This is a genomic window from Klebsiella sp. PCX (assembly GCF_021869705.1).
GTDB lineage: Bacteria > Pseudomonadota > Gammaproteobacteria > Enterobacterales > Enterobacteriaceae > Klebsiella > Klebsiella quasipneumoniae.
This window is the reverse complement of sequence record NZ_CP091527.1, coordinates 293,792-315,587: the sequence shown is the minus strand read 5'-3', so window position 1 is coordinate 315,587 and position 21,796 is coordinate 293,792. Positions and strand designations below refer to the sequence as shown.

General features: G+C 58.9%; 20 protein-coding genes. 5 read left to right on the top strand and 15 right to left on the bottom strand.

All coding sequences use genetic code 11. The annotated features are described in order from the left end of the window. The first annotated feature begins 167 nt into the window (after nt 1–167). Nucleotides 168–1,748, top strand: coding sequence for an MltF family protein (locus tag GQR96_RS01460; RefSeq protein ID WP_023319488.1), 1,581 nt, complete (start codon nt 168–170; stop codon nt 1,746–1,748). A 121-nt stretch (nt 1,749–1,869) separates the two neighbouring features. On the opposite strand, the gene ssb1 is transcribed toward GQR96_RS01460, so the two are convergent. Then, entirely contained in the window at nt 1,870–2,394 is a 525-nt protein-coding gene (gene ssb1, locus GQR96_RS01455; RefSeq protein ID WP_004151744.1) for a single-stranded DNA-binding protein SSB1, read from the bottom strand. A gap of 251 nt (nt 2,395–2,645) precedes the next feature. Here ssb1 and uvrA point away from each other — a divergent pair, with 251 nt between their 5' ends. Further along, the gene (gene uvrA, locus GQR96_RS01450; protein ID WP_004206306.1) at nt 2,646–5,471 is read left to right on the top strand and encodes an excinuclease ABC subunit UvrA; all 2,826 of its coding nucleotides are present in this window, start codon (nt 2,646–2,648) and stop codon (nt 5,469–5,471) included. On the opposite strand, the gene GQR96_RS01445 is transcribed toward uvrA, so the two are convergent. The 6 genes from GQR96_RS01445 to dnaB all read right to left on the bottom strand — a co-directional run bounded on the left by GQR96_RS01445 (nt 5,472) and on the right by dnaB (nt 11,182). Continuing rightward, nucleotides 5,472–5,828: an MmcQ/YjbR family DNA-binding protein gene (locus tag GQR96_RS01445; RefSeq protein ID WP_004206305.1), complete on the bottom strand. Its 357-nt coding sequence runs from the start codon at nt 5,826–5,828 to the stop codon at nt 5,472–5,474. A gap of 3 nt (nt 5,829–5,831) precedes the next feature. Continuing rightward, on the bottom strand, nt 5,832–6,248 hold the full coding sequence (locus tag GQR96_RS01440; RefSeq protein WP_004206303.1) for a secondary thiamine-phosphate synthase enzyme YjbQ: 417 nt from the start codon (nt 6,246–6,248) through the stop codon (nt 5,832–5,834). 131 nt (nt 6,249–6,379) lie between these two features. Continuing rightward, nucleotides 6,380–7,093, bottom strand: a complete 714-nt coding sequence (gene aphA, locus GQR96_RS01435; protein ID WP_004206302.1) for an acid phosphatase AphA — start codon at nt 7,091–7,093, stop codon at nt 6,380–6,382. Nucleotides 7,094–7,284: 191 nt separating this feature from the next. Further along, nucleotides 7,285–8,478 (bottom strand): aromatic amino acid transaminase, encoded by a 1,194-nt coding sequence (gene tyrB, locus GQR96_RS01430; protein WP_065904778.1) that lies wholly within the window; start codon nt 8,476–8,478, stop codon nt 7,285–7,287. 177 nt (nt 8,479–8,655) lie between these two features. Continuing rightward, a complete protein-coding gene (gene alr / locus GQR96_RS01425) occupies nt 8,656–9,735 on the bottom strand; it encodes an alanine racemase (protein WP_049117091.1) in 1,080 nt (359 codons plus the stop codon). Nucleotides 9,736–9,766: 31 nt separating this feature from the next. Beyond that, nucleotides 9,767–11,182, bottom strand: a complete 1,416-nt coding sequence (dnaB, locus tag GQR96_RS01420) for a replicative DNA helicase (RefSeq protein WP_002884942.1) — start codon at nt 11,180–11,182, stop codon at nt 9,767–9,769. 169 nt (nt 11,183–11,351) lie between these two features. Between dnaB and GQR96_RS01415 the strand changes: the two genes are divergently transcribed. Further along, nucleotides 11,352–12,335: a quinone oxidoreductase gene (locus GQR96_RS01415; protein WP_004206298.1), complete on the top strand. Its 984-nt coding sequence runs from the start codon at nt 11,352–11,354 to the stop codon at nt 12,333–12,335. Nucleotides 12,336–12,556: 221 nt separating this feature from the next. On the opposite strand, the gene pspG is transcribed toward GQR96_RS01415, so the two are convergent. From pspG to GQR96_RS01400, 3 genes are all read right to left on the bottom strand, one after another. Further along, nucleotides 12,557–12,799, bottom strand: coding sequence for an envelope stress response protein PspG (gene pspG / locus GQR96_RS01410; protein WP_004206297.1), 243 nt, complete (start codon nt 12,797–12,799; stop codon nt 12,557–12,559). Nucleotides 12,800–12,939: 140 nt separating this feature from the next. Beyond that, nucleotides 12,940–13,938 (bottom strand): tRNA dihydrouridine(20/20a) synthase DusA, encoded by a 999-nt coding sequence (dusA, locus tag GQR96_RS01405; protein WP_048322675.1) that lies wholly within the window; start codon nt 13,936–13,938, stop codon nt 12,940–12,942. Between the two features lie 100 nt (nt 13,939–14,038). After that, entirely contained in the window at nt 14,039–14,527 is a 489-nt protein-coding gene (locus tag GQR96_RS01400) for a cupin domain-containing protein (protein WP_004206295.1), read from the bottom strand. A gap of 248 nt (nt 14,528–14,775) precedes the next feature. On the opposite strand from GQR96_RS01400, the gene zur reads away from it, so the two are divergent. After that, nucleotides 14,776–15,291 (top strand): zinc uptake transcriptional repressor Zur, encoded by a 516-nt coding sequence (gene zur / locus GQR96_RS01395; protein ID WP_004206294.1) that lies wholly within the window; start codon nt 14,776–14,778, stop codon nt 15,289–15,291. A 95-nt stretch (nt 15,292–15,386) separates the two neighbouring features. On the opposite strand, the gene GQR96_RS01390 is transcribed toward zur, so the two are convergent. The 4 genes from GQR96_RS01390 to GQR96_RS01375 all read right to left on the bottom strand — a co-directional run bounded on the left by GQR96_RS01390 (nt 15,387) and on the right by GQR96_RS01375 (nt 18,317). Further along, on the bottom strand, nt 15,387–15,596 hold the full coding sequence (locus GQR96_RS01390) for a CsbD family protein (RefSeq protein WP_004206293.1): 210 nt from the start codon (nt 15,594–15,596) through the stop codon (nt 15,387–15,389). A 235-nt stretch (nt 15,597–15,831) separates the two neighbouring features. Then, the gene (dinF, locus tag GQR96_RS01385) at nt 15,832–17,148 is read right to left on the bottom strand and encodes an MATE family efflux transporter DinF (protein WP_004206292.1); all 1,317 of its coding nucleotides are present in this window, start codon (nt 17,146–17,148) and stop codon (nt 15,832–15,834) included. Nucleotides 17,149–17,217: 69 nt separating this feature from the next. Next, the gene (gene lexA, locus GQR96_RS01380; protein WP_004206291.1) at nt 17,218–17,826 is read right to left on the bottom strand and encodes a transcriptional repressor LexA; all 609 of its coding nucleotides are present in this window, start codon (nt 17,824–17,826) and stop codon (nt 17,218–17,220) included. A 122-nt stretch (nt 17,827–17,948) separates the two neighbouring features. Next, on the bottom strand, nt 17,949–18,317 hold the full coding sequence (locus GQR96_RS01375) for a diacylglycerol kinase (RefSeq protein ID WP_004206290.1): 369 nt from the start codon (nt 18,315–18,317) through the stop codon (nt 17,949–17,951). 129 nt (nt 18,318–18,446) lie between these two features. Here GQR96_RS01375 and plsB point away from each other — a divergent pair, with 129 nt between their 5' ends. Next, entirely contained in the window at nt 18,447–20,870 is a 2,424-nt protein-coding gene (gene plsB / locus GQR96_RS01370; RefSeq protein ID WP_004206289.1) for a glycerol-3-phosphate 1-O-acyltransferase PlsB, read from the top strand. A 58-nt stretch (nt 20,871–20,928) separates the two neighbouring features. On the opposite strand, the gene ubiA is transcribed toward plsB, so the two are convergent. Next, complete coding sequence (ubiA, locus tag GQR96_RS01365; RefSeq protein ID WP_002884808.1) at nt 20,929–21,795, bottom strand: 4-hydroxybenzoate octaprenyltransferase; 867 nt, start codon at nt 21,793–21,795, stop codon at nt 20,929–20,931. Nucleotide 21,796: the final 1 nt, after the last annotated feature.

Below are 21,796 nucleotides of genomic sequence, written 5' to 3'. Positions count from 1 at the left end.
CATATTATCTCCATAGTTAAATTAAAGACAAAAGCACATTAATAGTAAGTAATACTATTTGCGAAAGACTCTTTGTCGGTATCGTTACACCTTTTCCCCCATGTCCTACCCAGCTAACGGCGGCCGTTCTGCTAAAATAAACACATCCCCCTGCGGAGTGCTCCTCCATGAACGCCAACTCGCTATCACGCCTGTTTATCGCCTGGCTTACCTGCCTCGCGACGCTGTTATTCGCCCCTTTTCTGCCGGCGGCGGAGGCGGAAATCGCGCCGCCGGTGGCAACCGAAGACAATACGCTGTCGATCCATATCGACGACATGCTGCAGCCGTGGAAAGGCGATCTGCCTGGCATGCTCGATCGGCGCACCATCCGGGTATTAACCACCTACAGCAAGACCTTCTTTTTTATTGATAAAGGCACCCAGCGCGGGGCAACGCACGACATTTTTATCGCGCTGGAAAACGATCTGAATAAACAGCTGGCGAAAGATAAAAAGCTAAAACAGCGCCACCTGAAGCTGCACATCGTTTTTGTGCCGGTCAGTCGGGATAATCTCTTTACCGCGCTTAATGAAGGTAAAGGGGATATCGCCGCCGCCAACCTGACTATCACGCCCTCGCGGGAAGCCCAGGTCGATTTCGCCCAACCGCTCTACAGCAACGTGAAAGAATTACTGATCTCCGGCCCGGCATCGCCGAAGGTCGACAGTCTGGAGCAGCTCTCCGGTCAAACGGTCTTTGTTCGCCGCTCCTCCAGCTATTACGAAAGTCTGCAAGCGCTGAACGCCCGATTTGCCAGCGAGTCACGACCGCCGGTTACCCTGGAAGCGGCGCCGGAAGCGCTGGAGGATGAAGATCTGCTGGAAATGCTCAACGCCGGGCTGGTGCCGTTGATCGTCGTCGATCAGCATAAAGCGGTTTTCTGGAAACAGGTATTTCCGAAAATCCAGGTCCATGACAACGTGGTGCTGCGCGACGGCGGCAACATTGCGTGGGCGGTACGCCAGGACAGCCCGCAGCTGCTGGCGCTGCTGAACAACTTCGTGAAAAAGAATCGTCAGGGCACCACGCTGGGTAATACCCTGCTGCTGCGTTACCTGAAAAATGCCCAATATGTTAAAAATGCCGCAGCGAGTAAGGAACGGCGCAAGTTCCTCGCCATGGTGGACGTCTTCCGTAAATATGGCGATCGCTATGATGTCGACTGGCTGCTGATGGCGGCCCAGGGATACCAGGAGTCGCGGCTGAACCAGTCGGTTCGAAGCCACGTTGGCGCCGTCGGAGTGATGCAGGTGATGCCCCGCACCGGAAAAGAGCTGAAGGTGGGCGATATTAAACAGCTGGATCCCAATATTCATGCTGGCGTGAAATATATGCGCTGGATGATAGATCGTTACTATGCTGATGAGCCCATGACCCGGCTGGATAAAGCGCTATTTGCCTTTGCCTCCTACAACGCCGGTCCGGCGCGTATCGCCCGCCTGCGCACCATGACCAAACAGCGCGGGTTTGATCCAAACGTCTGGTTCGGTAACGTCGAAAATCTGGCGGCAGAAAAAATCGGCGCGGAAACGGTGACCTACGTCAGCAATATCTATAAGTATTACATCGCCTATCGGCTGATCGTCGATGACATGGCCCGCAAACAGAAAGCGACGGCGGCGCCGCGGCAGGAGCCGGTGGCGCCGCCAGCCAAACCGCAGCCCAGCGTGGCGATGCCCGCGACCGCTCAGGTGCCCGCGGCCTGAAGCGCTTGCGGCCAGCGGTCAAAACCACTTCTGAGGCGGTGGTGAAATAATCATAAAAAAAGCCCCGGCGAAACCGGGGCTTTCTGTGTTAACTACGTGGATATTGCGTTTAAGGCAGGCCTTAGAACGGGATATCGTCGTCGAAGTCCATCGGCGGTTCGTTGGAAGGCGCTGCCGGAGCCTGCTGCTGCGGACGGGACTGCGCGCCGCCGCTGAACTGGTTGCCGCCCTGCGGCTGCTGAGGCTGACCCCAACCGCCCTGCTGCTGTCCGCCGCCTGCCGGTGCGCCGCCGCCCTGACGGCCGCCCAGCATCTGCATGGTGCCGCCAACGTTTACCACCACTTCAGTGGTGTATTTGTCCTGACCGGATTGATCGGTCCACTTGCGGGTACGCAGTTGGCCTTCAATGTACACCTGAGAGCCTTTACGCAGATACTCACCAGCGACTTCAGCCAGTTTGCCGAACAGCACAACGCGGTGCCATTCAGTCTGCTCTTTCATTTCGCCGGTCTGCTTGTCACGCCAGGATTCGGAAGTTGCCAGCGTGAAGTTGGCGACTGCGCCGCCACTTGGCATGTAGCGTACTTCCGGGTCCTGCCCCAGATTACCGACGAGAATCACCTTGTTTACGCCTCTGCTGGCCATGTTCGTGTCTCCTGAATACGTTTCTTAATAGTGTAAACGCGCGAGTGTACCATTTCCACGTAGCATTTTAATAGCTGCGAGGCTGATTCCAGAGATAGTACCCGGCTACGACATTGTTGCACACTCGACCTGAATTTGCATTCCGATACTGTATATTCATTCAGGTTAAATTGTGTCATAATTAGCCGTTTCTGCCGTTTGTCCTTCAAGCAAACCAGGCAATCCGTGTATCTACCTACCGGGAAAGGTGAATGGATAAGATCGAAGTTCGGGGCGCCCGCACCCATAATCTCAAAAACATCAACCTCGTTATCCCGCGCGACAAACTCATTGTCGTCACCGGGCTTTCCGGGTCTGGCAAATCTTCACTCGCTTTCGACACCCTGTATGCCGAAGGCCAGCGTCGCTACGTCGAATCGCTCTCCGCCTATGCGCGACAGTTCCTGTCGCTGATGGAGAAGCCGGACGTCGACCATATCGAAGGGCTGTCGCCGGCGATTTCCATCGAACAGAAATCAACCTCTCACAACCCCCGCTCGACGGTGGGTACGATTACCGAAATTCACGACTACCTGCGTCTGCTGTACGCCCGCGTCGGCGAGCCGCGCTGTCCGGACCACGACGTGCCGCTGGCGGCGCAGACCGTCAGCCAGATGGTCGATAATGTGCTCTCTCAGCCGGAAGGTCAGCGCCTGATGCTGCTCGCGCCCATCATTAAAGAGCGTAAAGGCGAGCACACCAAAACGCTGGAAAACCTCGCCAGCCAGGGCTATATCCGCGCACGGATCGACGGCGAAGTCTGCGATCTCTCGGATCCGCCGAAGCTGGAGCTGCAGAAGAAACACACCATCGAGGTGGTCATCGACCGCTTCAAGGTGCGCGACGATCTGGCGCAACGTCTGGCCGAGTCGTTTGAAACCGCGCTGGAGCTCTCCGGCGGGACCGCCATCGTGGCCAATATGGATGATGAGAAAGCGGAAGAGCTGCTGTTTTCCGCCAACTTCGCCTGCCCGATCTGCGGCTACAGCATGCGCGAGCTGGAGCCGCGCCTGTTCTCCTTCAACAACCCGGCGGGCGCCTGCCCGACCTGCGACGGTCTCGGCGTGCAGCAATATTTCGACCCCGATCGCGTGGTGCAAAATCCGGAGCTGTCGCTGGCGGGCGGCGCCATCCGCGGCTGGGATCGGCGTAACTTCTACTACTTCCAGATGCTGAAGTCGCTGGCGGAGCACTATAAGTTTGACGTTGAAGCGCCGTGGGGCACCCTCAGCGCCAGCGTGCAGAAAGTGGTCCTGTACGGTTCCGGTAAAGAGAATATTGAATTCAAATACATGAACGACCGCGGCGACACCTCGGTGCGCCGCCATCCGTTCGAAGGCGTGCTGCATAACATGGAGCGCCGCTACAAAGAGACGGAATCCAGCGCGGTGCGCGAAGAGCTGGCGAAGTTCATCAGCAATCGCCCGTGCGCCAGCTGCGACGGTACGCGTCTGCGCCGTGAGGCGCGCCACGTGTTTGTGGAAAACACCCCGCTGCCGACCATTTCCGATATGAGCATCGGCCACGCGATGGACTTCTTTAACAATCTGAAGCTCTCCGGCCAGCGGGCAAAAATCGCCGAAAAAGTGCTGAAAGAGATTGGCGATCGCCTGAAGTTCCTCGTCAACGTCGGCCTCAACTACCTGACGCTTTCCCGCTCGGCGGAAACGCTCTCCGGCGGCGAGGCCCAGCGTATCCGTCTGGCGAGCCAGATTGGCGCCGGACTGGTTGGCGTGATGTACGTCCTGGATGAGCCCTCCATCGGCCTGCACCAGCGCGATAACGAGCGCCTGCTCGGGACCCTGATCCACCTGCGTAATTTAGGCAACACGGTGATCGTGGTTGAGCATGACGAAGACGCCATTCGCGCCGCCGACCATGTGATCGATATCGGCCCCGGGGCCGGGGTCCACGGCGGCCAGGTGGTGGCGGAAGGGCCGCTGGAGGCCATTATGGCGGTACCGGAATCCCTGACCGGCCAGTTCATGAGCGGTAAGCGCAAAATTGAAGTGCCGAAGCAGCGCGTGCCCGCCGATCCGGAGAAAGTCCTCAAGCTAACCGGCGCGCGCGGCAACAACCTGAAAGACGTGACGCTGACCCTGCCGGTGGGCCTGTTTACCTGCATCACCGGCGTCTCCGGCTCGGGTAAATCCACGCTGATCAACGACACCCTGTTCCCCATTGCCCAGCGTCAGCTTAACGGCGCGACCATCGCCGAACCGGCGCCGTATCGCGATATTCAGGGGCTGGAGCACTTCGATAAAGTCATCGATATCGACCAGAGCCCGATCGGCCGCACGCCGCGCTCCAACCCCGCGACCTATACCGGGGTGTTTACGCCGGTGCGCGAGCTGTTCGCCGGGGTGCCGGAATCACGTTCCCGCGGCTATACGCCGGGCCGTTTCAGTTTTAACGTCCGTGGCGGTCGCTGCGAAGCCTGCCAGGGCGACGGGGTGATCAAGGTCGAAATGCACTTCCTGCCGGATATCTACGTACCGTGCGACCAGTGCAAAGGTAAGCGCTATAACCGCGAAACGCTGGAGATTAAGTACAAAGGCAAAACCATCCACGAAGTGCTGGATATGACTATCGAAGAAGCGCGCGAGTTCTTTGATGCCGTACCGGCGCTGGCGCGTAAACTGCAAACCCTGATGGACGTGGGTCTGACCTATATCCGTCTCGGCCAGTCGGCGACGACCCTGTCCGGCGGCGAGGCGCAGCGCGTCAAGCTGGCGCGCGAGCTGTCCAAGCGCGGTACCGGCCAGACGCTGTATATCCTCGATGAGCCGACCACCGGTCTGCACTTCGCCGATATCCAGCAGCTGCTGGAAGTGCTGCACCAGCTGCGCGATCAGGGCAATACCATCGTGGTGATTGAGCACAATCTCGACGTGATAAAAACGGCCGACTGGATTGTCGATCTCGGCCCGGAAGGCGGCAGCGGCGGCGGCGAAATTCTGGTTTCCGGTACCCCGGAAACCGTCGCCGAGTGCGAAGCCTCGCACACCGCGCGCTTCCTGAAGCCGATGCTAAAATAATTAGCGAGAAAGCTGCTGCCGGACCGGCTCCGGCAGCATTTTCACCGCCTGCTGATAAGACGCATCGACCAGGTAGTAGATTTGCGAATCCGGCAGCGAGCCATCCAGAAAGACGGTGCTCCAGTGCGCTTTATTGAGATGCTGGCTGGGCCGGACGTCGCGATGCTGCTGCCGTAGCAGCTCCGCCAGCTCCGGGCTCGCCTTCAGCGCAACCGCCGGCCGCTGGTCTTCGACCTCCTTCACCATGGCAAACAGCACGTCCGAGACCTTAATCTGCGTGGCTTTCCAGTCGCTGTGGACGCTCTGCTCTGCTCCCGGCTTCGCCATGCAGTACTGCAATAACTCCGAAATTGTCATCTTTTATTCCCCCATGAGCGTCGCAACGATGTGCCGCGAACCGCCGTGTATCCGATGCTCCCCCAGCCAGATGCCCTGCCAGGTCCCCAGCCTGACGCGTCCGTCCTCAACCGGCAGCATCAGCGACACGCCAAGCATCGATGATTTGATGTGCGACGGCATATCGTCAGGGCCTTCATAATCATGTTCGTACGGCGCATTGTCCGGCACGGCGTTGAGAAAATACTGCTCCATGTCATACCGGACGGTGGGATCGCAGTTTTCGTTGAGCGTCAGGGAAGCGGAAGTATGCTGGAGCAGGAGGTGTAGCAGGCCGACCTTCACCCCGGACAGCCCGCGGATCTGGCCGAGGATTTCGTCGGTGACCAGATGAAAACCACGGGATTTAGGCCCAAGCGTCAGGGTTTGCTGATACCACATCATCGACTCCTTTTTGCGAATGAATCCCTCTAAGTGTGCAGCAATACGTGAAAAGGTAAAACCTTCCACCCCGGATTTTGCATAAAAAAACGGCAGCGTCACCGCTGCCGTTTATCGCGTTCTGGCGCCTGTCAGTATTCGGAATTGACGATCACTTCTTCGCCCAGCGCGCCGGCCATCGGCAGCGGCTTATAGGAGGAGTTGGCGGCACGCAGCACGCGGATCCCGCGGGCGCCCGCCTCGCGGGCGGCGGTAATATCGTTATCCGAGTCGCCATAGAAAACCTTTATCTGCTTCGTCTGCAGCCACTGGGTCTTGGTATTCTGACCCGGCTTATCGCCAGCGAAAATCACTGGGTTCATATTGGCGGCGGGGATAAGAAAATCATCCTGCAGGGTTTTAGAAACGGTTTCTGTTTTGGTCTGGCTGCGGCCGGTGACGAACCAGATGCTGTCGCCACGCTTCACATGCATGGCAATCAGCTGGCGCGCCACCTCTTTTGGCATGCTGAATTCGTCCCAGCCGTTGTTCATTTTTTCCCAGAACTGCGGGTTTTTCAGGTAATCCTCACTGCCGGGAGAGAAGGTTTTTTGCCCGCGCCAGAAACCAGGACTGGAGAAGAGAACGGTGTCATCGATATCAAAGCCGACGGCCATCGGCGGACGCCCCAGCAGGCTGTTCTCAATTTGCGCCACCGAAACCCAGTGGATCGGCGCCTGCTCGGCCAACTGGGCCACGTTGGTGCCGACCCACAGCGGCTGTGGCGTGGAGGCGCGCGCGACTACGGCGCTGTTCAGCGTGAACAGGAGAGAAGCCGCCGCAAGGGCGAGAGTAAGTTTGCGCATATTTATCCCTAAATCTATCAATCATTATTGTTTTCAATAATGTGCATGCTTAGTAACGCCCCGACCTTACCCGCAGGCGACAGGGATGAAAAGCCTTTTTCGCGTAGATGTCATAGAAAAAGAGGATGATCACAATCAGAGGGGGTTGCCCCTGCCCGTTGACCGGCAGAGACAACCTGCTGGAGAGCGGCTTACATTACCGCGGCAAAGGCTTTCGCGACCTGCTGAACATTACGTGAGTTTAACCCCGCCACGCACATGCGTCCGCTGGCAATCAGGTAGACGCCAAACTCGTCGCGCAGGCGATCCACCTGCGCCGCACTGAAGCCGGTGTAGCTGAACATCCCGCGCTGCTTGAGCAGGTAATCCACATTGCTGCCCGGGGCAACCTGCTGCAGCGCGTCGACCAGCGCCTGACGCATAGTCAGGATATGCGTGCGCATGGCGTCCACTTCCGCCTGCCAGGTGGCTTTCAGCCCGGCATCGTTCAGCACCGTCGCCACCACCTGCGCGCCAAAGCTCGGCGGGCTGGAGTAGTTGCGGCGCACGGTGGCCTTCAGTTGGCCAAGCACGCGGCCTGCGGTTTCACTGTCTTCACAGACCACCGACAGGCCGCCGACGCGCTCCCCGTACAGGGAGAAAATTTTGGAGAACGAGTTGCTGACCAGCATCGGCATCCCGGCGCTGGCGATGGCGCGAATGGCGTAGGCATCCTCTTCCAGCCCTGCGCCAAAGCCCTGGTAGGCGATGTCGAGGAACGGGATCAGCTGACGCGCTTTCAGGATCTCCACCACACGATCCCACTGTTCCGGCGTCAGGTCGGCGCCGGTCGGGTTGTGGCAGCAGGGGTGCAGCAGCACAATGTCGCGCGCCGGCAGCGTTTGCAGCGTCGCCAGCAGCGCTTCAAAGCGCACGCCGTTGGTGGCTTTATCAAACCAGGGGTAAGTACTTACTTCGAAGCCAGCCCCTTCAAATATGGCAATGTGGTTTTCCCAGGTCGGGTCGCTGACCCAGACATGAGACTCAGGAAAGTAGCGTTTGAGGAAGTCGGCCCCGACCTTCAGCGCGCCCGAACCGCCGACCGTCTGAATGGAGGCGATGCGGTTTTGCTTAAGCGCGCTATGCTCCGCGCCAAACAGCAGCGGCGCAATTGCCTGGCGGTAGCCGCTCAGCCCTTCCATCGGCAGATACAGCGAGGCGCCGTGCGGCTCGGCGTTCAGGCGCGCTTCCGCTTCCGCCACCGCCTGCAGCTGCGGGATAATGCCGTCATCGTTGTAATACAGCCCGATACTCAGGTTGACTTTGTCGCTTCGCGGGTCTTCTTTGAAGCGTTCCATCAGAGAAAGAATAGGGTCGCCGGCGTAGGCGTCAACTTTTTGAAACACGCGATGTATCTCCAGGTTTACATGGGGCAGGTTCTTACACAATAAACCGGATATGACGGCAGGTCGAGAGGATGTTGAGGGGAAAGTGACCGCGCAGCGGTATAAACCGCTTTTTTGTCCGCGGCTATACCGATAGCGTACCGGATAAGCGTCTGAGCTATCCGGTACGAACAAGGCTTAGTTGAGGTATTTCATGGCGACGCGGGAGGTCAGCCGCGTAATAAGTTCGTAAGCACTCACTTTCGTGATCTCGGCGATGCGCTCTACCGGGAGTCCCTCTCCCCACAGCACCACCGCGTCGCCGGCTTTATCCTGGGCCTGCGGGCCGAGGTCAACGCAGATCATATCCATCGCCACCCGGCCGACAATCGGCACTTCGCGGCCATTGACCAGCACCGGTGTGCCCGACGGCGCGGCGCGCGGATAACCGTCGCCATAGCCCATCGCGACCACGCCGAGACGCGTGTCGCGTTCGCTGACCCAGGTGCCGCCGTAGCCGACGGGCTCCCCTGCTTTATGTTCGCGCACGGCAATCAGGCTGGACGTCAGGGTCATCACCGGCTGACAGCCAAAATCTTTCCCGGTGGAGCGATCGTCCAGCGGCGACACGCCATACAGGATAATGCCCGGACGCACCCAGTCATAATGCGACTGCGGCCACAGCAGGATACCGCCCGAGGCGGCAATAGAGCGCAATCCCGGCTTGCCTTCGGTAAAGGTGGTGAAGATATCCAGCTGGCGTTCGGTGGCGCCGCAGGTCGGCTCATCGGCGCGGGCGAAGTGGCTCACCACGTTAACCGGCTGGCGGACGTTTTTGCACTGGCTCAGACGCTGATAAAACGCCTCGGCTTCCTCCGGGCGCACCCCTAAGCGATGCATGCCGGTATCCAGTTTCATCCACACGGTCACCGGCTCGGGGAGGTCGGCTTGCTCCAGCGCCGCCAGCTGTTCGGGACTATGCACCGCGGTATGCAGACGCTGAGCGGCGATCACCGCCAGGTCTTCCGCCGCAAAAAAGCCTTCCAGCAGGAGGATCGGCTGCGCGATCCCCCCCGCTCGCAGGCGCAGCGCCTCTTCCAGGCGGGCGACGCCAAAAGCGTCGGCGTCGGTCAGCGTTCGCGCGGTCTCAAGAAGACCGTGTCCGTAGGCGTTCGCTTTCACCACCGCAACCAGTTTGCTGGCAGGCGCCAGTTCACGCAGACGTTGCAGGTTGTGTCGCAGAGCGCGGCGGTTGATAACTACAGTTGCCGCTTGCATTTGAATTCCTTAATAAAAGAAGGAGGAAGGGTTACTCATCATCATACTGAGGACCGGCATAATTATCGAAACGCGACCACTGACCGTTGAAGGTCAGTCGCACGGTGCCGATCGGGCCGTTACGTTGTTTACCAATGATAATTTCCGCGATGCCCTTAAGATCGCTGTTCTCGTGATAGACCTCATCACGGTAAATGAACATGATTAAGTCGGCATCCTGTTCGATAGAGCCGGACTCACGCAGGTCGGAGTTGACCGGACGTTTATCGGCACGTTGTTCCAGTGAGCGGTTCAGCTGCGACAGCGCCACCACCGGCACCTGTAGCTCTTTGGCCAGCGCCTTCAGCGAGCGGGAGATTTCGGCGATCTCCAGGGTACGGTTGTCAGAGAGCGACGGCACGCGCATCAGCTGCAGGTAGTCGATCATAATCAGCCCGATGCCGCCATGCTCGCGAGCGATACGCCGCGCGCGGGAACGCACTTCCGTCGGCGTCAGGCCGGAGGAGTCATCGATATAGATGTTACGTTTTTCCAGCAGGATGCCCATGGTGCCGGAGATCCGCGCCCAGTCTTCATCGTCCAGCTGACCGGTACGAATGCGGGTCTGATCGACGCGCGACAGCGAGGCCAGAGAACGCATCATGATCTGCTCGGAGGGCATCTCGAGACTGAAGATGAGTACCGGTTTGTCCTGCAGCATCGCTGCGTTTTCCACGAGGTTCATCGCGAAGGTCGTTTTACCCATCGACGGACGGGCGGCGACGATAATCAGATCCGACGGCTGCAGGCCGGCGGTCTTTTTGTTGAGGTCGTCGTAGCCGGTGTTGACCCCGGTAACGCCGTCATGCGGCTGCTGGAACAGCTGTTCGATACGGGCGACAGTGGCGTCGAGGACATCGGCGATGTTTTTCGGCCCTTCGTCTTTATTGGCCCGGCTTTCAGCGATTTTAAAGACGCGGGACTCGGCGAGATCGAGCAGATCTTCGCTGGTTCGCCCCTGCGGGTCGAAGCCGGCCTCGGCGATCTCATTGGCCACCGAGATCATCTCGCGCACGACCGCGCGTTCGCGCACGATGTCGGCATAGGCGCTGATGTTCGCCGCGCTGGGGGTATTTTTGGACAGTTCCGCCAGATAGGCAAAGCCGCCCACGCTGTCCAGCTGTCCCTGACGCTCCAGCGACTCCGCAAGGGTGATCAGGTCAATCGGGCTGCCCGACTCCTGCAGGCGCGCCATCTCGGTAAAAATATGACGATGCGGACGGGTATAAAAGTCGTCGGCAACGACGCGTTCGGCGACGTCGTCCCAGCGCTCGTTATCCAGCATTAAACCGCCCAACACCGACTGCTCCGCTTCAATCGAGTGCGGCGGGACTTTCAGCCCGGCGAGCTGCGGATCGCGTTCGCGGGTTTCTGTCTGTGGTTTGTTGAAGGGTTTATTTCCTGCCATAGCCTAACATTTCACCGATACGGAAAAGAGCGTGACAGTATAGCGAGAAAGCCATTGCCGCTAAAGAACCCATTAAGCGTGGCTGGCCTGAGGCGGGTAAGAAAATCCGTCGCTGCCGCCGCAGGCTGTTAAGCTTACTGGATAATCTCAGAACAACACAGGAGCGAACATGGCAACACGCATCGAATTTTCAAAACACGGGGGGCCGGAGGTGCTTCAGGCGGTTGAGTTTACCCCTCGCGATCCTGCGGAGCATGAAATTCAGGTCGAAAACAAAGCTATCGGCATCAATTATATCGACACCTATGTTCGCAGCGGCCTCTATCCGCCGCCGTCGCTGCCGAGCGGTCTGGGCACCGAGGCGGCCGGCATCGTCAGTAAAGTCGGCCATGGGGTGACGCACATTAAGGCAGGCGATCGGGTGGTGTACGCCCAGTCGGCGCTCGGCGCCTACAGCACGGTGCACAATGTGCTGGCCGATAAAGCGGCGGTCTTGCCGGACGCCATCTCTTTCGAACAGGCCGCCGCGTCGTTCCTCAAAGGATTAACGGTCTGGTATCTGTTGCGTAAAACTTACGAAATTAAGCCTGATGAGATGTTCCTGTTTCATGCCGCCGCCGGCGGCGTGGGGCTGATTGCCTGTCAGTGGGCGAAAGCGCTGGGGGCGAAACTTATCGGCACCGTCGGCAGCGCGCAGAAGGCGCAGCGCGCCAAAGCGGCGGGCGCCTGGCAGGTGATTAACTATCGCGAAGAACCTATCGCGGAGCGGCTCAAAGCGCTCACCGACGGTAAGAAAGTCGCCGTAGTCTATGACTCGGTAGGGAAAGATACCTGGGAAGCCTCTCTGGACTGTCTGCAGCGCCGCGGCCTGATGGTCAGCTTTGGCAACTCCTCCGGCCCGGTGACCGGCGTTAATCTGGGGATCCTGAATCAGAAAGGTTCTCTGTACGTCACCCGCCCATCGCTGCAGGGCTATATCACCAACCGGGAAGAGCTGGCTGAAGCCTGCAGTGAGCTGTTTTCGCTGATCGCCAGTGGAGTAATCAAAGTGGACGTGCCGGAGAGTCAGACCTATCCGCTGATCGAAGCGCGACGGGCGCATGAAGTTCTGGAGAGCCGGGTGACACAGGGGTCGAGTCTGCTGCTGCCGTAAGCGGTCAAAAGGACAAAAGGACAAAAGGACAAAAGGACAAAAGGACAAAAAGACAAAAGTTTAGGGCTTCCACCTGGGAAGCCCTTACTTTTTTTTAGTTCGGCTGTATGTAGGGTACAGCGCGATGAATTCGTTAACGCGCTAATAGTGACAGATTTGCGTAGCGATGCCTACGCGGTTCTGTGCAAAATTGTTCAGGTTGTGACACACCCCTCAATACCTTAGTAACGCCAACGGTTATTGTCGCGAAAAGCGTTTCCGTCCGGGGTTTTCAGCGCCCGAATAACCCACACCACCACCACCGCCAACAGCAGCCACGGCAGCAATTTGATCATTAAAGCAAACAAACCGCCGACGAACATCAGCGCCGTAGCCACCACGATGGCAGCGATAATCCCCAACAGCGATACGCCGGTGACCAGCAGCATGACAAAAAATCCGATGACAAATAACAGTTCCAGCATGGCTCTCTCCCCACAGTCATTAATATGTCGCTCTGCAGGTATTACAAAAAACATGCCAACAATAATAAACTGAATTTAAAAGAAAACGCCCCGCAATAGTGTGCGAGGCGTGGTCAATTTCACCAGGTTTTGGTGAGAAACTAACGCTTATCGGCCACCAGCTTCAGGGCCTGCTCCAGCACCGCAATGTCGGCGCCGGCTTTATGCGCATTTTCGCTCAGGTAGCGACGCCACTGGCGGGCGCCTGGGATACCCTGAAACAGTCCCAGCATATGACGGGTGATATGGCCCAGATAGGTGCCCTTGCTGAGCTCGCGCTCAATATACGGGTACATGGCCCGCACGACGGCCACCGGATCGGCATCCGCGCCGGCGACGCCGAAAATCTCCCGGTCGACCGAAGCCAGAATACCCGGATTCTGATAGGCCTCACGCCCGACCATCACCCCATCCATATGCTCAAGCTGCATTCTGGCTTCATCCAGCGATTTGATACCGCCGTTAATCGCCATCGTCAGGTGGGGGAAGTCACGCTTCAGCTGCCAGACGCGGGGATAATCCAGCGGCGGGATCTCGCGGTTCTCTTTCGGGCTCAGACCGGAGAGCCAGGCTTTGCGGGCGTGAATAATAAACATCTCACATTCGCCCTTGCCGGAGACCGTCTCAATGAAATCACAGAGGAATTCATAGCTATCCTGGTCGTCGATGCCGATACGGGTCTTCACCGTGACCGGGATCGACACCACATCGCGCATCGCTTTGATACAGTCGGCCACCAGCGGCGCGTTACCCATCAGGCAGGCGCCAAACATCCCGTTCTGCACGCGATCGGAGGGGCAGCCGACGTTGAGATTGATCTCGTCATAGCCGCGCGCCTCGGCCAGCTTCGCGCACTGCGCCAGGGCCTGCGGGTCGCTGCCGCCGAGCTGCAGTGCGACCGGGTGCTCTTCTTCGCTATACGCCAGGTAGTCGCCTTTGCCATGAATAATCGCCCCGGTGGTCACCATTTCGGTATACAGCAGCGTATGCCGCGACAGCAGCCGCAGGAAGTAGCGGCAATGTCGGTCAGTCCAGTCGAGCATCGGCGCGATGGAGAAGCGATGAGCAGGGAAAACAGGTGACGTTGATTCAGGCATCATGGCGAATAAATAAGCATCCGGGTAAAAAGGGGCGCTACTATAGCATAAAGATAAACCACAGGCGCGTAGTGCGCCGCGCTTCGCCCCTTCCCGGTGTCGATTACTTTATCCGCGGTTTGCCGTCATGTGGGCCAAAGAACTGCGGCGGATGGTCAACCCAGCGATCCTGGCGCGTCGCGGCATAGCCAGGATTGAGCGGGTAGTAAATTCGGTTGTACTTTTTGTTGGCCTCACCCACCACCAACAGACGAACCTCCTGCTCGGTGTTATTGAGAAAAGTGTGGCAGATGCCGGTACCAGCGGGAAAACCCACGCTGTCCCCCGGCTCCAGTTTCCAGAGATAGCCGTTTATCCATACTTCCGGATAGCCCTCCAGCACATAGATGAACTCTTCCTCATCGCTCTCCGCGTGCGGGTAAGAGGTGCGCCGCCCGGGCGGCAGTCTCTCGTGGTGGATCCCCAGCCGATTGAGGCGTAAACCGCGCCCCAGCGGCGCGCCAATGGAAAAACGCTCCGGGCTGTCGGGATAAGTGGCATCGTCGGGCCCTTCCAGTTCGCGCCAGTGGCGAATGCAATCAGGTCGTTTCATCGTTTTCTCCCGAAAATGAGACACTTCAGATATAGCATACCTGGGTCAGGCGTGTTGCGATTAAATCGGGCATGACGGTTTTAGCAGCCGGCTAAGGCGCAGCCTCCACGAGCGTCAGCGGCCAGCCCCCGGAACTGGCGCAGGCACCGACAACCTGAAGTATGACCCGCATCACCCGTCGGGTCTCGGCGTTTTCCGCGGAACGTGATAAAGTAACAGATTCAATTTCACGCAACCTGAGGATGCTCATGGATAAGACCCCTTCGCAAGAGATGTTAGCGCATGCTGAAAAGCTGTGTGCGCAACGCGGCGTACGCCTGACCCCACAGCGTCTGGAAGTGTTGCGCCTGATGAGCCTGCAGCAAGGGGCAATCAGCGCCTACGACCTGCTGGATCTGCTGCGCGAGAAAGAGCCGCAGGCGAAGCCGCCGACGGTCTACCGCGCGCTGGAGTTCTTACTCGAGCAGGGTTTTGTCCACAAGGTGGAATCGACCAACAGCTATGTGCTGTGTCATCTCTTTGACCAGCCGACCCACAGCTCGGCCATGTTTATCTGCGACCGCTGCGGCGTGGTGAAGGAAGAAGCGGCTGAAGGGGTGGAAGATATCATGCATACGCTGGCGGCCAGAATGGGCTTCGCCCTGCGCCACAACGTGATTGAAGCCCACGGCCTCTGCGCGAGCTGCGTGGAAGTAGAAGCCTGCAGCACGCCGGGACACTGCCACCACGATCATACTATTCAGCTCAAAAAGAAAGCCCGCTGAGCGGCAGCCGCAGCGGGAAAAAGGGTTAACGGCGCGTCCCTGCGCCATTCAGACAGGCACTAACACAAATGCTTCTTTCTTCGGATCAAGGAACGCTACCAGCGATAGTCGTTCTTATGCTCCCAGTCTGAGACTTCTTTCTCAGCCTGATCTTTCGCATAGCCGTAACGCTCCTGAATTTTGCCGACCAGCTGGTCGCGCTTCCCTTCGATTACGGTCATATCATCATCGGTAAGTTTGCCCCACTGTTCCTTGGCTTTACCTTTCAACTGTTTCCAGTTACCGCCGATTTCGTCTTTATTCATGATAACGTCCTCATCATTCGGTGGGTTTACAGCCCGTTTTGTGCCGGACATGGTATTAACTATAGATGAGAATGCTGGCGCCGATTCGTTATTCGGAATTTTTAACCACCATACCGATGGATAAGGCTGAGGAGATTTCCCCGGCTTGCGCTACGCTGAGCCGGGCTACTGAGTTGCCCCGGTAAGCGGTGCGCAACCTCGGGAATTCATGGATAGCCGTTATGAACGGCAATAACTAGCTAAACCAGGTCCCGCGTCGCCAGTGGCGGCGCCAGATCAGCGCCAGCGACAGGCCGCGCAGGGCGAGAAACACGGCCAGCGCCAGCCACAGGCCGTGATTGCCGAGCACCGGGACCGTAAGCAGCGTCACGGCGAAGCCGGCCGCGGCGACCGCCATGCTGTTCCGCATCTCCGCGCCGCGCGTCGCGCCGATAAACATGCCGTCCAGCAGATAGCACCAGACCCCGACCACCGGCAGGATCGTCTGCCAGATCAGATAGCGATCGGCCAGTTGCTGCAGGGAAGGCAGCGAGGTTAACAGCGCGATGATGTGCCCCCCCGCCAGGCTGTAAACCAGGGCAAACGCCAGCGCCACCATACCGGACTGCCGGCAGGCCGCCCGCCACACCTCCAGCAGCTGGCTGCCGTCGCGCGCGCCGTAGGCCTGGCCGGAGTGGGCCTCCACGGCATAGGCAAAGCCATCCAGCGCGTAGGCGGTAAAAGTCAGCATGGTCATCAGTACGGCGTTGACCGCCACGATATCGCTGCCCAGCCGGGCGCCGAAGACGGTCAGCGCGCCAAAGCACAGCTGCAGCAGCAGGGAGCGCAGCATGATGTCGCGATTCAACGCCAGCAGACGGCGCATGTCTCCGCGCCAGGCGTTTTTCAGCATCGCCAGCGACACGCCGCGCAGCGTTAGCACCCGCTTCGCCATCATCAGGCCGATAATCAGGGTCGCGTACTCCGCGGTGACCGTGGCCAGCGCCGCCCCCTGGACGTTCATCCGCAGGCCCATCACCAGCCACAGGTCGAGCACAATATTCAACAGATTACCGACCACCAGCAAAATCACCGGCGCCCGGGCGTACTGGACCCCCAGCAGCCAGCCGAGCAGCACCAGGTTGGCCAGCGAGGCGGGCGCGCTGAGCCAGCGGATTTCGAGAAACCGTCTCGCCTGCTCGAGAACCGCCTCGCTGCCGCCGACGATATGCAGGGCGAGGTTAATCAGCGGCAGGCGAAACAGGATAATCACCACCCCGGCGCCCAGCGCCAGGACCAGCGGCTGCACCAGCGCCCGCGCCAGTCGCAGCGGATCTTTGGCCCCCCAGGCCTGAGCGGTCAGCCCGGTGGTGCTCATGCGCAGAAACAGCAGCAGCATAAACAGGAAACTGGTGGCCGTTGCTCCGACCGCGACGCCGCCGAGGTATACCGGGCTGTCAAGGTGGCCGATCACTGCGGTATCCACCAGCCCCAGCAGCGGGACGGTGATATTGGAGAAAATCATGGGGAGTGCAAGGCGCCACAGCGCTTTATCGGCAGCGTTGAGCAGCATGTTCGGAGACCTGATAGAGGACAAACGTCGCAGCGTCATGCATCAGATGACGCTGCGCAGGGGCAGGCGTTACAGCCATTCTCCATTACGGATCACGCCAACGGCCAGACCCTCAATGGTAAAACTCTGCTGACGCAGATCGACAACGATAGGGGTAAACTCGCTGTTTTCCGGCAGCAGTTCGACGACGTTGCCCTGCTTTTTCAGGCGCTTGACCGTCACTTCATCGTCAATGCGCGCTACCACCACCTGGCCATTGCGCACATCCTGGGTTTTGTGGACCGCCAGCAGATCGCCATCCAGAATACCGATGTCTTTCATCGACATCCCGCTGACGCGCAGCAGAAAATCGGCGTTGGGCTTGAACATCGACGGGTCGACCTGATAGTGGCCTTCAATATGCTGCTGCGCCAGCAGCGGCTCACCGGCGGCGACGCGGCCGATCAGCGGCAGGCCGTGCTCTTCTTCCGTCAGCAGGCGGATACCGCGCGAGGCGCCGGAGACGATCTCGATCGCGCCTTTACGCGCCAGCGCTTTCAGGTGTTCTTCCGCCGCGTTTGGGGAACGGAACCCCAAGCGCTGAGCAATCTCCGCACGCGTCGGCGGCATGCCCGTCTGGCTGATATGATCCCGAATGAGATCAAACACCTCTTGCTGCCTGGTCGTTAACGCTTTCATTCCGCCCCCTGGGTGTATATACAGTTATGCTGTGAGTATATACAGCTAACGGTGATTTTGGAACCACATGGCACACAAAAATCGGCAGAATGTTTATATTTTGCGAGGGTTAGCGAAGAACGTTAGTGATAATGGCTCCACAGCAGCGTTCCCCAGGTGATCAGCGCGATGATAATCGCCAGCAGGACCGCCGCCGACCCCATGTCTTTGGCGCGCCCTGAAAGCTCATGATAATCCGAGCCAATACGGTCCACGACCGCCTCAATCGCGCTGTTGAGAATTTCGACTATCATCACTAGCAGGACCGAGCCAATCAGCAATACGCGGGTGATGGCGTCGACGTCCAGCCAGCAGGCTATTGCGACGGCCACAATGGCGGCGACGCCTTCCTGACGAAACGCGGCCTCGTTGATCCACGCCGCGCGAAATCCTTTCCAGGAGTAACCTGCCGCCTTAATGATTCGGGTTAACCCGGTGGTATTATTGGCCATCACAAAACCTTTTTTATGTAAATGACGTCGATGAGTGTACGCGTTTGCCGCGCGGTAACGGAAATTTTGCCCGCTTTCTGTTATTCTTGCCGCGCATTTGCATGATTAACCAGAGGCTTCACATCGTTTATGTCCGGCTGGCAACGAATTTACTATAAATTACTGAATTTACCATTACGGGTGCTGGTAAAAAGCAAGTCTATTCCGGCAGAGCCTGCTCAGGAATTAGGACTCGATACCTCGCGTCCGGTCATGTACGTCCTGCCCTATAACTCCAAGGCGGACCTGCTGACGCTGCGCGCCCAATGCCTGGCGCATGATTTACCTGACCCGCTAGAACCGCTGGAAATCGACGGCGCCCTGCTGCCGCGCTACGTATTCATCCACGGCGGGCCGCGCGTATTCACCTATTACACGCCAAAAGAAGAGTCCATCAAGCTGTTCCACGACTACCTCGATCTGCACCGCAACCATCCGGATCTTGATGTGCAAATGGTGCCGGTGTCGGTGATGTTCGGCCGCTCGCCGGGTCGTGAGAAAGGGGAAGTCAATCCGCCGCTGCGGATGCTTAACGGCATTCAGAAATTTTTCGCCGTCTCCTGGCTCGGCCGCGACAGCTTCGTGCGCTTCTCGCCTTCCGTATCGCTGCGTCGCATGGCCGATGAGCACGGTACTGATAAGATCATCGCCCAGAAACTGGCTCGCGTCGCGCGGATGCATTTTGCCCGCCAGCGCCTGGCCGCCGTCGGCCCGCGTCTGCCGGCCCGCCAGGATCTGTTTAACAAGCTGCTGGCGTCGAAGGCCATTGCCCGTGCGGTGGAAGACGAAGCACGCAGCAAGAAAATTTCCCACGAGAAGGCCCAGCAGAACGCGATTGCACTGATGGAAGAGATTGCCGCGAACTTCTCTTACGAGATGATCCGCCTGACCGACCGCATTCTCGGCTTCACCTGGAACCGCCTGTATCAGGGCATCAACGTGCATAACGCCGAGCGCGTACGCCAGCTGGCGCACGACGGCCATGAGATTGTCTATGTCCCCTGCCACCGCAGCCACATGGACTATCTGCTGCTCTCTTACGTCCTGTATCACCAGGGGCTGGTGCCACCGCACATCGCGGCGGGTATCAACCTTAACTTCTGGCCGGCCGGGCCAATCTTCCGCCGCCTCGGCGCGTTCTTTATTCGCCGCACCTTTAAGGGCAACAAGCTCTACTCCACGGTGTTCCGCGAGTACCTTGGTGAACTGTTCAGCCGCGGCTATTCCGTGGAGTATTTCGTCGAAGGCGGCCGCTCCCGTACCGGCCGTCTGCTCGATCCGAAGACCGGTACGCTGTCGATGACCATCCAGGCGATGCTGCGCGGCGGCACCCGGCCGATCACTCTGGTGCCGATCTATATCGGCTACGAGCACGTGATGGAGGTGGGGACCTATGCCAAAGAGCTGCGCGGCGCCACCAAAGAGAAAGAGAGTCTGCCGCAGATGCTGCGCGGCTTAAGCAAGCTGCGCAACCTTGGCCAGGGCTACGTTAACTTCGGCGAACCGCTGCCGCTGATGACCTACCTGAACCACCATGTGCCGGAGTGGCGGGAAGCGATTGACCCGATCGAAGCGGTCCGCCCCTCCTGGCTGACGCCGACGGTGAATAACATCGCCGCTGACCTGATGGTGCGCATCAACAACGCCGGCGCGGCCAACGCCATGAACCTGTGCTGTACGGCGCTGCTGGCCTCCCGCCAGCGTTCGCTGACCCGTGAGCAGCTCACCCAGCAGCTGGAGTGTTACCTCGCGCTGCTGCGCAATGTGCCCTATTCGCCGGATGCCACCGCGCCGTCCGCTTCGGCCAGCGAGCTCATCGATCATGCACTGCAGATGAATAAGTTCGAAGTTGAAAAGGACACCATTGGCGACATCATCATTCTGCCGCGCGAGCAGGCGGTGCTGATGACCTACTATCGCAACAACATCGCCCATATGCTGGTGATGCCGTCGCTGTTAGCCGCCCTGGTGACTCAGCATCGTCATCTCAGCCGCGCCGAAGTGCTGCGCCATGTGGAAACGCTCTACCCGTTCCTCAAAGCCGAGCTGTTCCTGCGCTGGGAGAAAGCGGAGCTGGCCGGAGTAATGGATGCGCTGATTGCCGAGATGCTGCGTCAGGAGCTGATCGTCATCGATGGCGATGTGATGAGCCTTAACCCGTCGCACTCTCGCTCCCTGCAGCTGTTGGCCGCAGGCGCCCGCGAGACGCTGCAGCGCTACGCCATCACCTTCTGGCTGCTGAGCGCTAACCCGTCGATCAACCGCAGCTCGCTGGAGAAAGAGAGCCGTACCGTGGCGCAGCGCCTGTCGGTGCTGCATGGCATCAACGCGCCGGAGTTCTTCGACAAAGCAGTGTTCAGTACCCTGGTGTTGACCCTGCGCGATGAAGGCTATATCAGCGATACGGGCGATGCCGAGCCGGAAGAGACCCTGAAGGTCTACCGGATGCTGGCGGATTTGATTACGTCGGATGTACGTCTGACGATCGAAAGCGTCACGCAGGACGACGCGTAACGCGGCGTTTGCCGTCCTCACCGCCCCCCGGTAAACCGGGGGGATGGGGACAGGGGTTTTACAGGTAGCTCATCGCCAGGCCGAGGAACAGCACCAGCCCGACGTAGTTGTTGTTCATAAACGCTTTAAAGCAGTTATCGCGGTCGCGATTGAAGATAAGCTTCTGCTGCCAGCCAAACAGACCCGCCGCCACGAACAGCGACCAGTAGTATTCCCAGCCCAGCCCATTCAGCCAGCCCACCGCGCCCATCAGCGCCAGCACGGCCACCTGCAGGATACCGATAATCAGACGATCGTTTTCGCCGAACAGGATCGCCGTCGATTTAATGCCGATCTTGACGTCGTCATCGCGATCCACCATCGCATACTGGGTATCGTAGGCCACCGCCCACAGAATGTTGGCGAGGAACATCAGCCAGCAGCTCAGCGGCAGCGATTCACTGACGGCCGAGAAGGCCATCGGGATCGACCAGCCAAAGGCCGCCCCCAGCACCACCTGCGGCAGATGGGTGTAGCGCTTCATAAACGGATAGACCCACGCCAGCGCCAGCGCCGCCACCGACAGCAAAATCGTCATGGTGTTGAGGGTAAGCACCAGCAGGAAGGAGAGCAGCACCAGAACGATAAACAGCGTTCGCGCCTCTTTCTCGGTGACGTCGCCGCTCGGCAGCGGACGGCGGGCGGTACGCTTTACGTGACCATCAAATTTTCGATCGGCATAGTCATTCACCACGCAGCCGGCGGCGCGCATCAGCCAGACGCCGGCGACAAACACCGCCAGGATCCACAGCGGCGGGACGCCCGGCGAGGCCACCCATAGCGCCCACAGCGTCGGCCACAGCAGCAGCAAGGCGCCGATCGGTTTGTCAGTGCGCATCAGGCGATGAAACGCCAACAGCTTATTCTGCGACAGACTCCACTCCATT